Genomic DNA, 13,597 nt, shown 5'->3' on the forward strand with positions numbered 1-13,597 from the left:
CGTGTATCGGCCGTGTTAGATCTTCAGGTCCAGATAGACCAGTTCGCCGTGCCGCTGCAACGCGTCGTAGGCGACGGCGGGATCGTTGCGCTCGAGCGCGGCGAGTAGTTCCGTATGGCGTCGAATCCCGTTGTAGTGAGACGTCTTCCGGGCCTCTTCACGGATATTGCGCGCCATCGGCAGCTGGAGTTTGAGCAGGATGGGCTCGTAGGCGAGATCGAGCTGCCGGTTGCCCGCCAGCGCCACGATCGCGGTGTGGAAACGCCGGTGGGCCTCGTCCCGTTCGAACGCGTCACCGCGTTCGTCGGCGGTCCGCATCTCGTCGAGCGCGGCCCGCACCGTGAGCAGCGGATCACCTTCGGCGGGAAGCGGAAAGGCGCGCTCGATCGCGTGCCGTTCGAGTACCCGCCGCAGTTCGAACAGTTGCAGCACATCCGTCGGCGACCACACCGCCACCCGGAATCCGCGCCGGGGCAGATGCTCGATCAGCCCTTCCTGGTCCAGCAGCCGCAGCGCCTCCCGGACCGGCGCCCGGCTGGTTCCCAGTCTGGCGCAGAGGGTTTCCTCCACGATCCGGGCGCCCGGCTCGAACTCACCGCTGAGTATCGCGGACCGCACGTGCCGCGTCGTCATCTCGACCAGGCTCGGCGGGAGCACCGCCACGTTCGTCCGCAACCTCATGAGTCGAGTGTACGAACGCCATGATCAGCGGCGCTGTCCGAAGTATTCCCCGAAGAACAGGGCCAGCCCGGTGGCGGCCGAGATTCCCGCCATCACCCAGAACCGGACGACCACGGTCGACTCCGACCATTTGCTCAGTTCGAAGTGATGGTGGAACGGCGCCATCTTGAACAGCCGGCTGCGCGTGGTGCGGAAGACGACCACCTGCAACAGCACCGAGAGTGCCTCGGCCACCAGGACCGCGCCGACGACGACGGCCAGCAGTTCGGTGTGGGTGGTGATGGACAGGGCCGCGAACAGGCCGCCGAGGGTCTGGGATCCGATGCCGCCCATCAGGATTCGAGCCGGTGCCGCATTCCACCAGAGGAATCCGGCGCACGCCGCGGCGGCCGCCGCGGCGATCAGCGCCAGATCGAGCGGATCGCGCACGTGATAGCAGCCGGGGCACGGCATGTCGGCGCAGGCCTTGTCGTACTGCCAGTAGGTGATCACCACATACGCGCCCAGCGCGAAAACCATTGTGCCCGCAGCCAAGCCGTCCAGTCCGTCGGTCACCGCGACCGCGCCGGTCCAGGTCGTCACCAGGAAGCAGACGACGATCAGGAAGGCCACCAGACCCACCGACACCGTGGGAATGTCACGGGCATAGGAGATGTGGCGGGTCGCCGGGGTCATGCCGTCGGTGCCGGGGAAGCGCAGCACCAGGTAGCCGAACACTGCGGCGGCGACGATCTGCGCGGCGGCCTTGCCCCATCCGGTGAGACCGAGATTGCGCCGCTCGCGGACCTTGATGCAGTCGTCGAGCAGACCGACCGCGCCCAGAGCCGTGGCCAGCAGCAGCACGAGCAGGCCGGTCGCGGAGGGGCCGGGCATGTGCAACCGGGACACGGCCAGATGCGAGCACAGGTATCCGGCCCAGATCCCGGCGAGGATCGCGATCCCGCCCATGGTGGGGGTGTCGAGTCCGGTGTGCTGTGGTGCGGGCCCGCCTGCCGGGACCCGGTCGGGGGTCCGCCGATGGGTGAACGCGACGACGAGCGTACGTGTCACCGCCATCGACACCACGACCGCGATTGCCGCCGCGAACAGGATCTGCCGCATCGCCTCATTACCACCGAGCTGTACCGGCCGCCGACGGCAGCCGTTCGCGCGCATACGCGCTCGGGTCAGACTAACGGGCCGGACGCCGGCGAGCGAATCCGTCTCAGGCCCAGCTGCGGCCGTCGCGCTCGAGCAGGTCCGCCGCCGCGTCGGGCCCGGCCGTACCGGCGGCGTATTGCACTGGCGGGCAATCGGATTCGGACCAGGCGGTGAGGATCGGCTCGACCCAGGACCATGCGGCCTCGACCTCGTCGCGGCGCATGAAAAAGGTCGGATCCCCGCGCAGTACGTCGTCGACCAATCGCGCGTACCCGCCGGGAAAGCGGGACCGGCCGTCTCCGGTGGCGTCGAGCCGTACCGGCACCGGCTGCAACCGCAACTCGCCGGGGCCCGGTCGCTTACCCGTCAGGTGCAGTTCGACACTCTCGTCCGGATACAGCCGCAGTACCAGCCGATTCGGCGCCAGCGCCGACGGCGGCACGCCGGGGAAGATCGAATGCGGCACCCCGCGCAGTTGCACCACGATCTCGGCCGCGTGCCGGTCCAGGCGTTTACCGGTGCGCAGGTAGAACGGCACCCCCGCCCAGCGCCAGTTGCGGACCTCGGCCTTGCAGGCGACGAATGTCTCGGTGGCGCTGGGCCTTCCGCCGAGCTCGTCGATGTACCCGGGGACCGGGCGGTCGGCGACGGTGCCCGCGGTGTACTGACCGCGCACGGTCGCGCGTCCCACCGCCGCGCCGGTCAGCGGCGCGAGCGCGCGCAGCACCTCGAGTTTGCGGTCGCGCACGGCCTCGGGATCCAGCCGGACCGGTGGTTCCATCGCGACCAGGCACAGCAGTTGCAGCAGGTGGTTCTGCAGCATGTCGCGCGCGGTGCCGGAATCGTCGTAATAGCCGACTCTCCCACCGACACCGAGGGATTCGCTGACGGTGATCTGCACGTGGTCGATCGAGCCGGAGTTCCACAGCGGTTCGAACAGGGTGTTGCCGAAGCGCAGCACCAGCAGGTTCTGCACCGTCTCCTTGCCGAGATAGTGGTCGATGCGGAAGATCCGGTCCTCGGTGAACGCCGATCCGACCTCGTCGTTGATCCGGCGGGCGGAGGCGAGATCGTGGCCGATCGGCTTCTCCAGCACCACGCGGGCGCCGGGATTGATCAGACCCCAGCGGCGCAGGTTCTTGCAGATCGGGCCGAACAGATCCGGTGTGCAGGCGAGGTAGAACACACGGGTGCGGCCCGAATCGGCCAGTGCGACCACCAGATCGCGCCAGGCCTGCTCCTCGGTGGTGAACCGGCCGCCGACATCGAGGGTGATGTGATGCAGCCGCCGGACGAACGACGCGATCGCGAGGGGGTCGGCGGTGCCGGGCGGCAGCGCGTGGCCCAGCTCGCCGGAGACCTTCACCCGGTAGCCCACATCCTCCAGCCCGGCGCGGGACACCCCGATGATGCGAGTGTCGCGGGGCAGCAGGCCGTCCCGATCGCGCAGGTACAGCGCGGGTAGCAACTTGCGAACGGCGAGATCACCGGTGCCGCCGAATACGACGATGTCGCAGGGGCCGATCCGAGACGAGGCCGACATCGCGGACTCCTTCGAATTAAACGTGTGATCGAACACATAAACACTAGACACCCTTTGGTCCATCAGCAAGCCAACTTAGGTCCGGTAAAGACCCAACTACCCGCTAGGGTGTCCCGAACACGCCCGATACAGTGTTGGATGAGGTTGCGCGAGTTCGCTACCGGGAAGGGATGGCGATGGGCCGGCCGATGGTCACCCCCGGAGTCTCGGTGGGTGACGTCCTGGAGTTGATCCGCGCGCGTGCCGTCGTCACCCGGGCCGACCTGCGGCGGCTGACCGGTCTGTCCCGCACGGCGGTCACGCTGCGGGTGGAACAGCTTCTGGGCCACGGCCTGGTCACCGAGCGCGCCGACGGCGGCTCCACCGGTGGGCGGCCGCCGGCCCGGCTCGCGTTCAATCCGAATTCCGGTGTGGTGTACGCGGTCTCGCTGGGCGCCGGCCGATCCCAGGTCGCGGTCTGCGATCTCGCGGGTGATGTGCTGGCCGAAGCCGAATTCGCCACTGTCGGAAGGCCGGAGGAGGTGCTCGTGATCGCCGCCGAGCAACTCGACGCGCTGCAGGCCGCGGTTCCGGGTGGCCGGCCCGTGTACGGGGTGGGCGTCGGCGTGCCGTCCGCGGTCGACGTGGCCACCGGGCACAGCATGAGCCTGAGCACCGGCCCCGGCCGTGGCGATATCGCGGTGGCCGAATACTTCACCGACCGGTTCGGGGTGCCGGTGCGCGTCGACAGCGACGTGAACGTGCTGGCCCTCGCCGAGCAGGCCCGGCATCCGGAGATCCGGGATCTGTTGCTGCTCAAGGCGTCCACCGGGATCGGCGCGGGCATCATCGCGGGCGGCCGGTTGCAGCGCGGCGCCTGGGGCGGGGCGGGCGAGATCGGCCACATCAAGGTCGCCGGGGCCGCCGACCGGCAGTGCGGCTGCGGGGATCACGGCTGCCTGGAGACCGTCGCCGCGGGCTGGGCGCTGCTGAAGGAGCTCGCCGACCGGGGTACACCGGTATCCGGCCTGCCGGGGCTGATGGAACTGGTGCGGGCGGGCGATCCGGACGCGCTGCGGCTGATGCGCGAGGCGGGCCGCCGCATCGGCGAGGTGGTCGCGGCGGCGGTCAATCTGCTCAATCCGGCGGTGATCGTGGTACGCGGTGACCTGTCGCACGCCGCCGAACCGCTGGTCGCGGGCCTGCGTGAGCGGATCTATCAGCAGTCGTCGGCGCTGGCCACCCGGTCACTGCGGATCGAACCGGGCAGTATCGACGCCCCCACCGGCGTACAGGCCTGCGCCGCGATGATTCTCGATCAGGTGCTGGCCGCGGATTCGGTGAACGCCCGGCTGGGCGGGGTGCCGGTCTGAGCGGGCCGGGCGCTCACCGCGGTTCCGCGGCGCCGCGGGTGTAGGCCATCTCCCAGAACGCGATCTCGTACCGGGTGGATCGATCGAACGCGGCCTCGATCCGTCCGGGATCGGTTCGGGCGCAGGTGTTGTCGAGCAGATCGGTGGAGGCGCCGACCAGTTCGCCGTAGCCGTCGCCGGCGAACAGGCCGATCCAGCGGGCGTAGATCGGATCGGCGGGCGGCCCGTCGGCCAGCAGCCGCCGGCCGATCTCGCCGTAACTCCACTGGCACGGCAGCAGCGCCGCGAGTGCCACGGCGGTGTCCGCGCGCGCGGCATCCAGCACGTGCCGGGTGTAGGCGTACGCCGTCGGCAACAGCGGCGCGGGCCGAACCCGTTGCCCGCCCAGGGTTTCCAGGAAATCCAGGTTGGCGGGGATCTCGACCTCGACGATCTGGGCGAGGAACCGGGTCAGCACCGCCTGCGCGGCGTGCTCGGTCACCCCGGCGATCGTCAGCGCGACGGCCCGCGCGTAGTCGTGGAGGTATTCGACGTTCTGCTCGAAGTAGAAGCGGAAGGTCTCGTGCGGCAGGGTGCCGTCGCCGATCTCCCGCACCATCGGGTGGGTGACCGCGGCCTCCCAGTGCTGGGCGCCACGCTCGCGCAGCCGCTGCGATTCGGATGTCATCTCGGGTACTCCCGCGGGAAAGTGTCGGGACGGTTCATCGGTCGAGCAGGCCGAACATGCGGGCGTAGTTGTCGCCGAGCAGGCCGTCGAGCTTCTCCCGCGGAATCGGCGGCGCGCCGACCCGTTCCGCGTGCTCGTTGACGGCCAGCAGCTTGTCCCGCAACAGGATCGGGTCGTAGAGGAAGCCGGGGTAGTCGGTGCCGAAGAACAGCTTCTCCAGCGGGACGAACGACTGCTGAGCGTGGATCAGGAATCGGAACAGTTCCTCGGTCGTCACCGTCGCGATGTAGTAGCTCAGTTCGGCGAAGAAGTTGGGATGTTTGGTCAGCATGAACAGCGCCTCGTCCACCCATGGCAGCCCGAGATGCGCGATGGTCAGCCGCAGGTCGCGGAAATGCCGGCCCGCCGCGTCGAGCAGCGCCGGCCGGGCGTACTCCATCCGGGCGTCGATCCGGGTGGATCCGGCCTGATGCACCATCACCGGAATGCCGAGTTCCTCGGCCTTCTCGAAGATCGGGAAGGCGAGCACCGGATCGGCCGGCGACCAATCCTGGTACATCGGGTACAACTTGAGGCCGTGCAGGCCGAGTTCGGTGATCGCGCGCTCCAATTCGCGGACCGCCGCCTTCGGTCCGCGATAGTTCGGATTCACGGAGGCGTAGCCGATGAACACCTCGGGCCGGGTGCGGACGACGGCGGCGATGTAGTCGTTGCACTTCTCCGGCGAGGGCGGCCCGGGCACGTCGGTGATGCCGTAACTGTCCACCGTGCCGATCAATTCGCCGTCGAGGAACTGCGGCGACACCGCCAGGATCACGATCTTGTCGAACCCGGGGTGGTCGCGCAGGGATTCCACCGGGCCGATCACCGGGAAGCCGCTGCGGCCGTAACCGCTGTCCTCCCACTCGGATTCGGTCGGCATCCGATGCGCGGGCAGGGAACCGTGGCTGCGATAGATGCACAGCGAACCCTCCCGCCCGTATTCGGTGGTGAACTCGGCGTCCTCGGCGAGGCTCAGGATGTGGGTATGGGCGTCGATCAGCATGCGGGTCTCCGGAGGTCACACGGCGCCGATCCGGTCGGTGACGCGGCGCAGTGCCGCGTTCGCGCGCTCCCGGATCAGCTGTTCGTCGAGGGTGGTCAGGGTGCGTCCGCGCATCACGACGGCGCCGTCGACGATGGTGGTGTCGACCGCGGATCCGTTGGCGGCGAACACCAGATGCGAGCACAGGTGCGCGGGGTCGGTCTCGCGCATCGGGGTGAACATGGCGTTGCGGGTGTCGACGAGGATCACGTCGGCCTTGCGGCCCGGAACGAGTTGCCCGGTCTCGTGGCCGAGAGCCGCGGCGCCGTTGCGGGTCGCCATCGCGATCACCTCGGGGGCCTGCTGGAGGGCGGCATCGGTGTGCGCGGCCCGGTGCATCAGCGAGGCGAACTTCATCGTCTGGAACAGATCGCAGCTGTTGCTGGATTCGGCGGCGTCGTGGCCGAGGCCGATGTTCAGGCCGGCGGCCAGCATCTCCGGTATCCGCGCTATTCCGTTGCCCAGCTTGGCGTTCGAGGTGGGGCAGTGGGCGATGTGGGTGCCGGTTTCGCGCATCAGAGCTATCTCGGTGTCGGTGAGCCAGACGCAGTGTGCGGCGATGCAGTCGGGGCCGAGTAGTCCGGTGTCGTAGGCGATTTCGGTGGGGCGGCGGCCGAAGCGGCGTTTGCTGTCCTCGACCTCGGTCAGCGATTCGTTGAGGTGGACATGGATGCCGGTGCCCAGTTCGTCGGCCAGGGCACGGGCGTCGCGCAGTAGTTCCGGTGAGGCGAGGGGTAGCCATTCGATGCCGACGCGGACTTCGATGCGGCCGTCGGCGGTTGCGTGGACGGCGTGGAAGGCGTCCTTGTTGTCCTCCAGTACGTCCAGGCGGTGTTCGGGGAGGGCGACGTCGTTGGACAGCACGGCCCGAATCCCGATATCGGTAGCGGCGCGGGCGAGATCCGGTAGCCGCCGGTACATGTCGTTGACCGTGGTCACACCACACTTGATCGACTCGAGATAGCTGACGGCGGCACCCCAGTAGGCGGTCTCCTCGTCCAGCGCGCGAATCGAGGGATACCAGAACCGATCCAGCGACTCCCACAGCGGCAGGTGATCGCACAATCCCTTGCCGAGCGCGGTGTGGTAGTGCAGGTCGATCATGCCGGGCATCACCACCATGCCGGTGGCGTCGATGAATTCGTCACCGGGACCCGGTAACCCCGGATGATCACCGGGCCCGACCGCGACGATCCGGTCGCCGTCGATCACGACATGGCCGGGGGAGTACATCCGGTTCGCGTCGTCGACGGTGAGGACGATGCCGTTGCCGATGACGATCACGACAGATCCACCCAGACGGTCTTCGTCTGCAGGTACGCGTCGAGCGCCTCGCGGCCCAGTTCCTTGCCGAAACCGCTGAGCGCGAATCCGCCGTAGGGGACGGCGACATCGAACCAGCCGTAGGTGTTCAGCCACACCACGCCCGCGCGCAGCCGCGCCGCCAGCCGATGCCCGCGCTTGATGTCGCGCGTCCACACCCCCGAGGCGAGGCCGTACGCGGTGTCGTTGGCGGCCCGGATCGCCTCGTCCTCGCTGTGGAATCGCGACACCAGCGCGACCGGGCCGAAGATCTCCTCGCGCATCACGCGCATATCCGCGGTGACCTCGGTGAGGATCGTGGGCCGCACGAAATAGCCGTCGTCCAGGCCGATTCCGGCGGCGGGCTCGATGCCGCCGAGCGCCGCCCGCGCGCCCTCGGCGAGTCCGGAGCCGATCAGGGCCAGCACCCGATCCCGTTGTTCGGCGCTCACCAGCGGTCCCATGGTGGTGCCGGCGGCCTGCCCGGATCCGAGCCGCACCCGGCTCGCCCGCTCCACCAGCCGGTCGAGGAATTCGTCGTAGACCGAATCCTCCACGTAGACCCGGGCTCCCGCGATACAGCACTGCCCCTGGTTGAAGAACACCGCGCCGAAGGTGCCCTCCACGGCCGCGTCCAGATCGGCGTCGGCGAACACCAGGCTCGGCGACTTGCCGCCCAGTTCCAGCGAGAGTCGCTTCATGTTCCCGGCCGCCGCGGTCATGATCTTGCGGCCGGTGCCGGTCTCGCCGGTGAAGGTGACCTTGTCTACATCCGGATGGGCCGCCAGCGGTGCGCCCGCCGAGGGCCCGAAACCGGTGACCACGTTGACAACTCCGGGCGGGAAGCCCACCTCCGCGATCACCTGCGCCAGCCGCAGCGCCGAGAGCGGGGTCTGCTCAGCGGGTTTCAGCACCACGGTGTTGCCCGCGGCCAGGGCGGGGCCGAGCTTGTAGCCGCACATCAGCAGTGGGAAGTTCCAAGGGATGATCGCGGCCACCACCCCGACGGGTTCGCGACGGGTGTAGACGTGGAACGGCGCGCCGCCCGCGGTCGGGATGGTCTCGCCCTCGATCTTGGTGGCCCACCCGGCGTAGTACTTCATGAGGCCCGCGCACAGCGGGATGTCGACGGCCAGTGCCTCGGCGACCGGTTTGCCGTTGTCGATCGCCTCCAGCCGTGCGAATTCCGCGGCCAGTTCCTCCAATCGGGCGCCGAGCCGCCACAACAGGTCGGCGCGGGCGGCGGGCGCGAGCGACGACCAGCCGTCGAAGGCCGCCCGCGCGGCCGCCACCGCCCGGTCCACATCCGCCTCGGTGCCGTCCGCGACGCGGGTGATCACCGTGCCGGTGGCCGGGTCGAGCACGTCGAATTCGCCGCCGAGCGCGGCCGGGGCCTCGGCGCCGTCGATCACCAGACCCAATGGGCGGCCGAGGAAGTCGTCGAGTTTCTCCAGAGAGGTCATGCGAAGCCTTTCATCGGCCCGGGAGAGCGGCCGGCGATCGATGCGCGGCGCCACTGATATCTCAGATCTAACACTCCAGAGCATGCTTGTCCAGCGGTCCGTATGGCAAGCATCGGGCGAAATGAGATGCGGCACAGCGCTTGTGTTAGCTGCGTGCAACGGGTGTTACGAACAGGTGAAACCAGTTCTCTCGGCACCTACGATGACGAACACGGGGCTACCATCGGAGAAATTAGATCTCAGATCTTATTTAAGGAGCATCGTATCCATGGCTGATGCCGCCGCGGCCGCTGTCGCCGCCATCGACACCGAGCGTCTGCTCGAACTCGTGCAACAGGTCTGCCGCATCCCGAGCGTGCTCGGCAGTGAAGGACCGCTGGCCGCCCATCTGTGTGATGTCATGCGCGAGTCCGGATTCGAGGGGACGCTGCTGCAACCGGTCCTGGACGATCGGCCGAATGCTGTGGGGGAGTTGTCCTTCGGGGCCGGCCCGCGGGTGGTGTACACCGGCCACATGGACACCAAGCCGGTGTCGCACGGCTGGACCGTCACCGAGCCGTTCTCCGGCGATCTGATCGACGGCGCGATCTACGGCCACGGGATCATGGATATGAAGGCCGCGCTGGTGTGCCAGATCGTGGCCATGGAGGCGCTGCGCGACAGCGGTATTCCGCTCGCCGGCACGCTGGCGATGGCCGCGGTGTCGGACCACATGGGCGACCAGCTCGGCTCGATCGCCTACTTCGACTCGTACTCCGCCGACATGGCGGTGCTGGGCGAACTCACCGACAACGAGATCTTCCTCGGCCACCGCGGGCGCTACTACTTCGACGTTACGGTGCTCGGCCGGTCCGCGCACACCTGTCACAAGTCGCTGGCGGTCAACGCCAACGCGCTTGCCGCCCAGGCGGTCCTGGAGCTGGACGCGTCGCGGCTGCTCCCGTCGCTGGACCCGGCGGTGACCGCGCTGTTCGGTGCCGAGACCTATATGGCCCCCGGCCGGATCTACGGCGGCCTGCCCCCGGGCGGCCCCTCGATGATTCCCGACGAGTGCGTGATCCGGGTCGACTGCCGTCCGCAACCGGGCGTGGGGATCGACCTGGTGCGCGCCGAGATCGATCGCTGCCTGGCCGGCGCCGCCGTGCGGGACCCGCGCTTCCGCGCCGATGTGCTGCTGGCCGATGTGAAGGAGGGCTACCTCGCCGACCCCGGCGACGATGTGGTGCGCCTGATGCAGGACGCGGTGCGGCACGTGCGCGGCGCCGAACCGGTACTGGGCGCGGCCGGATGGCTCGGCGACACCGCGAGTTTCGGCGCCAAGGTGCCCACGGTGATCTTCGGCCCCGGCGGCGAGCCGGTGTACTGCCCGGACGAACATCTCAGTGTCGCGGACATCATCGAGGCGACGCGGGTGTACGCCGCCTTCGGCGCCTTGGCGCTGGCGCCGCGCTCATGACGGCCACGGTGCCCGCGCCGTCGTTCGAGGCGCTGCTGAACCGGCCGGGCCTGGCCTGGATGGGACAGAACACGACCCATCTGGAGCCGCCCCCGGAAGTCCTGGAGGCATTGACCGACAGCATCCGTCGCCGCGAATTCCAGTGGTACGCACCGGCCCTCGGCCTCTCGGAACTTCGCGCGCTGATCGCCGAGGACCTCGGCCTTCCCGGCGCCGAGGTGCTGATCACCGACGGCGCGGTGGGCGGCCTGCACCACCTGTGCACCGCGCTGGCGCCGCGGATCTCGCGGCTCATCACCACCGACCCGGGCTGGCCCTGGCCCGGCCGCTTCCTGACCGTGGCGGGTGTGCCGGTCACCACGGTCGAGATCTATTCGGCCGCAGACGATTACAAACTGCCTGCCGAACGCCTGGCCGAGGTGATCGAGCCCCGTGCCCTGATCTACCTGATCGATCCGCTGAACCCGCTGGGTAGCCGTTACACCGAGCCGGAACTGCGCGCGATCACCGACCTGGCGCGGGAGCACGAGGCGATTCTCGTCCACGACTGCACCTACCGGCATTTCGCGACCGGCCACACTCTCGCGGCCGCACTGTATCCCGAGGGCACCCTCACCACCTACAGCTTCTCGAAGTGGCTGGGCCTGGCCGGATTACGCCTGGGCGCGCTGGTGGGGTCCCCCGAACTCACCGCCGGCCTGGCCGCGGTCCCGTCGAATCCCCTGGGCGCCAACATCCAGGCCCAGCGCGCGGCGATCGCCGGCCTGCGAGTGAGGGACGCGTGGCTGGCTCGCCTGACCGCCACCGACCGCCGCAACCAGCGGGTGATCACCGACGCGATCACCGGCAGCGGACTGGGCCGGATCCTCGTGGACCCCTCACACGGCAACTTTCTCGCCGTCGACATAGCCGAATCCGGTTGGAATGCCGACGCATTGAGCGCCGCGCTCCTGGACGAGGACATCTTCGTCCGCGCCGGCACCTACCAGTCCCCGGCCTTCGGCGACCGTTTCGTGAAGATCAGCACCTCGGTGCCGCCGCAGTGGGCGGACCGGCTCGCCGTGGTGTGGTCCTCGCTCGCGGAAAGGAAACCGCGATGAGCGCCGATTCGCGCAGTCTCCCGTATCGCGCCGAAGTCGGCGGCGGCCGGTCTGTAGCTGGAAACCTTACCCGTGGCGCGACAACCTGCGGGACACACTCGTCCGGTGCGAGCCACCCGGTCCCTGCCCGATCACCTCGGGACTCCGACGGCCGGTCGAAGTCGTCGGGTGACGTACCGGCCGTGCCGCGGTGGGGCCGGGTCGACCCGCGATCGGTTCGGTGGGCGAGTTCGTCAGTGCCGCAGTGCCGTCGGGCACGGCGGGCGCATCGCGGCCTCGGCCCGCTCGGCGGCACGGCGCGAGCCGGTTCGCCCGGAGCACGGAGGTCTGCCGGATGGATGCCGTGAGTCGCTATGCGGCAATCGAACCCGAGAAATACCGGACCGAGGCGGGGGCCGATCTCGCAGCGGCGGTGGCGGCGGGGACGGTCTCGCCGGTGCAGTTGGTCGAATGCGCGCTGGCCGTGGCCGAAGGGGCCGAGCCGACGGTGAACGCCTATGCCTCGTTGTTGCGGGACCGCGCGCTGCGGGAGGCCGCCGACCTGGAGGCGGAGGCGCGGACCGGACGGATCCGGGGGCCGCTGCACGGCGTCCCGATCGCCGTGAAGGACAACTTCCACTACGCGGGCGAGCCGACCGGGAAGGGGTCGCTTACCACTTCCGTTGCGCCGGAACCGGTCTCGGCCCCGATGGTGGATCGATTGGTGCGCGCGGGCGCGATCGTGATCGGCAAGACCACCACACCGGAATTCGGCTGGAAGGGTACCGGTATCTCACCGCGCACCGGGATCACCCGCAATCCGCGTGATCCGCAACGCAATTCGGGCGGCTCCAGCGCCGGGTCCGGCGCGACCGTGGCAACCGGTGCGGTGCCGATCGCGACCGGTACGGACGCCGGTGGGTCGATCCGCATTCCGGCGTCGTTCTGCGGCGTGGTCGGATTCAAGCCGACGCTCGGGGCGATCCCGGTGTGGCCGGGCACCGCGAACGAGACTCTCTCGCATGCCGGTCCGCTCACCGGCTCGGTGCGGGACGCGGCGCTGGTCTATGCGCTGACCCGTGGGGCGGACTCGCGCGACCCGCAGTCGGCCTATCCAGACGACCGTCGCGACGCCCCGGGGCGTGCGTTGCGGATCGGCATCGTCGACGCTCCCTTCGGTATCGCGCCGCAGTCACCCGTGGCCGCGGTGTTCGAGCGGGCGACTGCGGCGATCATAAGTGCCACAACGCATTCGGCGCGGAATCTCCGACTCGGGCAGCCGGTCGCCGCGGAGTTCGGCGCGGTCGAGTTCGTCGCCGCCCGGATCTCGATTCCGTTGCCGCGCAGCGTGTTCGAGGCCATGTGGGTGACCGGCCGGGGCCTCGGCCACGCCGGGCTCATCGAGGCGCACGCCGATGTCATGGATCCCGGGCTGGTCCGGCTGCTGCCGCTGGCGCGGCGGTACAGCCTCGCGGAGTATCAGGCCGCGATGGTCCGGCGGCGGGAGTTCACCGCCGCGATGTTCGCGCTGTTCGACGACTGGGACCTGCTGGTCATGCCGACGATGCCGGGCACCGCGTTCGCCGCGGACGCCGAGGTGCCGCCCGGCGGCGAGGCCGACGCGCCGCTGCCGTGGATCACCTGGACCCCGTACACCTATCCGTTCAACATCACCGGTCAGCCCGCGATCAGCATCCCGGGTGGCACGGCCGCCGACGGGCTGCCGGTGGGCCTGCAGATCGTCGGGCCGTGGGGACACGACCGGCGGGTGCTGGCGTTCGCCGCCGCCTGCGAGCACGCGCTGCGGTCCTGAACGAACACCGAACGACG

Annotated in this window: 11 protein-coding genes; 4 read left to right on the forward strand and 7 right to left on the reverse strand. The window is 69.3% G+C overall.

Annotated elements, in window-relative coordinates; translation table 11 throughout:
* Positions 1-15: 15 nt before the first annotated feature.
* The 3 genes from NRB56_RS06805 to zwf all read right to left on the reverse strand — a co-directional run bounded on the left by NRB56_RS06805 (position 16) and on the right by zwf (position 3,364).
* Entirely contained in the window at positions 16-681 is a 666-nt protein-coding gene (locus NRB56_RS06805) for a GntR family transcriptional regulator (protein ID WP_153339696.1), read from the reverse strand.
* 24 nt (positions 682-705) lie between these two features.
* A complete protein-coding gene (gene mraY / locus NRB56_RS06810) occupies positions 706-1,782 on the reverse strand; it encodes a phospho-N-acetylmuramoyl-pentapeptide-transferase (RefSeq protein WP_153339697.1) in 1,077 nt (358 codons plus the stop codon).
* A gap of 103 nt (positions 1,783-1,885) precedes the next feature.
* Complete coding sequence (gene zwf, locus NRB56_RS06815) at positions 1,886-3,364, reverse strand: glucose-6-phosphate dehydrogenase (protein WP_153339698.1); 1,479 nt, start codon at positions 3,362-3,364, stop codon at positions 1,886-1,888.
* 131 nt (positions 3,365-3,495) lie between these two features.
* Between zwf and NRB56_RS06820 the strand changes: the two genes are divergently transcribed.
* Positions 3,496-4,716, forward strand: a complete 1,221-nt coding sequence (locus NRB56_RS06820; protein WP_319942669.1) for an ROK family transcriptional regulator — start codon at positions 3,496-3,498, stop codon at positions 4,714-4,716.
* 13 nt (positions 4,717-4,729) lie between these two features.
* On the opposite strand, the gene NRB56_RS06825 is transcribed toward NRB56_RS06820, so the two are convergent.
* Genes NRB56_RS06825 through NRB56_RS06840 form a run of 4 tightly spaced genes read right to left on the reverse strand, consistent with a single transcriptional unit; the run spans position 4,730 to position 9,232 of the window.
* Positions 4,730-5,383, reverse strand: coding sequence for a TenA family protein (locus NRB56_RS06825; protein ID WP_153339699.1), 654 nt, complete (start codon positions 5,381-5,383; stop codon positions 4,730-4,732).
* Positions 5,384-5,417: 34 nt separating this feature from the next.
* Positions 5,418-6,428 carry an amidohydrolase family protein gene (locus NRB56_RS06830; RefSeq protein ID WP_153339700.1) on the reverse strand — a complete coding sequence of 337 codons (1,011 nt, stop codon included), beginning with the start codon at positions 6,426-6,428 and terminating at the stop codon, positions 5,418-5,420.
* Between the two features lie 15 nt (positions 6,429-6,443).
* Positions 6,444-7,751 (reverse strand): amidohydrolase family protein, encoded by a 1,308-nt coding sequence (locus NRB56_RS06835; RefSeq protein WP_319942670.1) that lies wholly within the window; start codon positions 7,749-7,751, stop codon positions 6,444-6,446.
* Entirely contained in the window at positions 7,748-9,232 is a 1,485-nt protein-coding gene (locus tag NRB56_RS06840) for an aldehyde dehydrogenase family protein (protein ID WP_153339701.1), read from the reverse strand. The genes NRB56_RS06835 and NRB56_RS06840 overlap by 4 nt, the downstream gene beginning before the upstream one ends.
* A gap of 268 nt (positions 9,233-9,500) precedes the next feature.
* On the opposite strand from NRB56_RS06840, the gene NRB56_RS06845 reads away from it, so the two are divergent.
* From NRB56_RS06845 to NRB56_RS06855, 3 genes are all read left to right on the forward strand, one after another.
* A complete protein-coding gene (locus tag NRB56_RS06845) occupies positions 9,501-10,688 on the forward strand; it encodes a M20 family metallopeptidase (protein ID WP_194290756.1) in 1,188 nt (395 codons plus the stop codon).
* Entirely contained in the window at positions 10,685-11,788 is a 1,104-nt protein-coding gene (locus tag NRB56_RS06850) for a pyridoxal phosphate-dependent aminotransferase (protein WP_153339703.1), read from the forward strand. Before NRB56_RS06845 ends, NRB56_RS06850 begins: the two co-directional genes overlap by 4 nt.
* A gap of 334 nt (positions 11,789-12,122) precedes the next feature.
* Complete coding sequence (locus NRB56_RS06855) at positions 12,123-13,580, forward strand: amidase (protein ID WP_153339704.1); 1,458 nt, start codon at positions 12,123-12,125, stop codon at positions 13,578-13,580.
* Positions 13,581-13,597 lie beyond the last annotated feature (17 nt).

The sequence above is a fragment of the Nocardia aurantia genome (genome assembly GCF_009604425.1).
GTDB classification, from domain to species: Bacteria; Actinomycetota; Actinomycetes; order Mycobacteriales; family Mycobacteriaceae; genus Nocardia; species Nocardia aurantia.

Coding starts and splice junctions, on each gene's coding strand:
- NRB56_RS06805 (WP_153339696.1), bottom strand. CDS start 681: ATGAGGTTGCGGACGAACGTGGCGGTGCTCCCGCCGAGCCTGGTCGAG.
- mraY (WP_153339697.1), bottom strand. CDS start 1,782: ATGCGGCAGATCCTGTTCGCGGCGGCAATCGCGGTCGTGGTGTCGATG.
- zwf (WP_153339698.1), bottom strand. CDS start 3,364: ATGTCGGCCTCGTCTCGGATCGGCCCCTGCGACATCGTCGTATTCGGC.
- NRB56_RS06825 (WP_153339699.1), bottom strand. CDS start 5,383: ATGACATCCGAATCGCAGCGGCTGCGCGAGCGTGGCGCCCAGCACTGG.
- NRB56_RS06830 (WP_153339700.1), bottom strand. CDS start 6,428: ATGCTGATCGACGCCCATACCCACATCCTGAGCCTCGCCGAGGACGCC.
- NRB56_RS06840 (WP_153339701.1), bottom strand. CDS start 9,232: ATGACCTCTCTGGAGAAACTCGACGACTTCCTCGGCCGCCCATTGGGT.
- NRB56_RS06845 (WP_194290756.1), top strand. CDS start 9,501: ATGGCTGATGCCGCCGCGGCCGCTGTCGCCGCCATCGACACCGAGCGT.
- NRB56_RS06850 (WP_153339703.1), top strand. CDS start 10,685: ATGACGGCCACGGTGCCCGCGCCGTCGTTCGAGGCGCTGCTGAACCGG.
- NRB56_RS06855 (WP_153339704.1), top strand. CDS start 12,123: ATGGATGCCGTGAGTCGCTATGCGGCAATCGAACCCGAGAAATACCGG.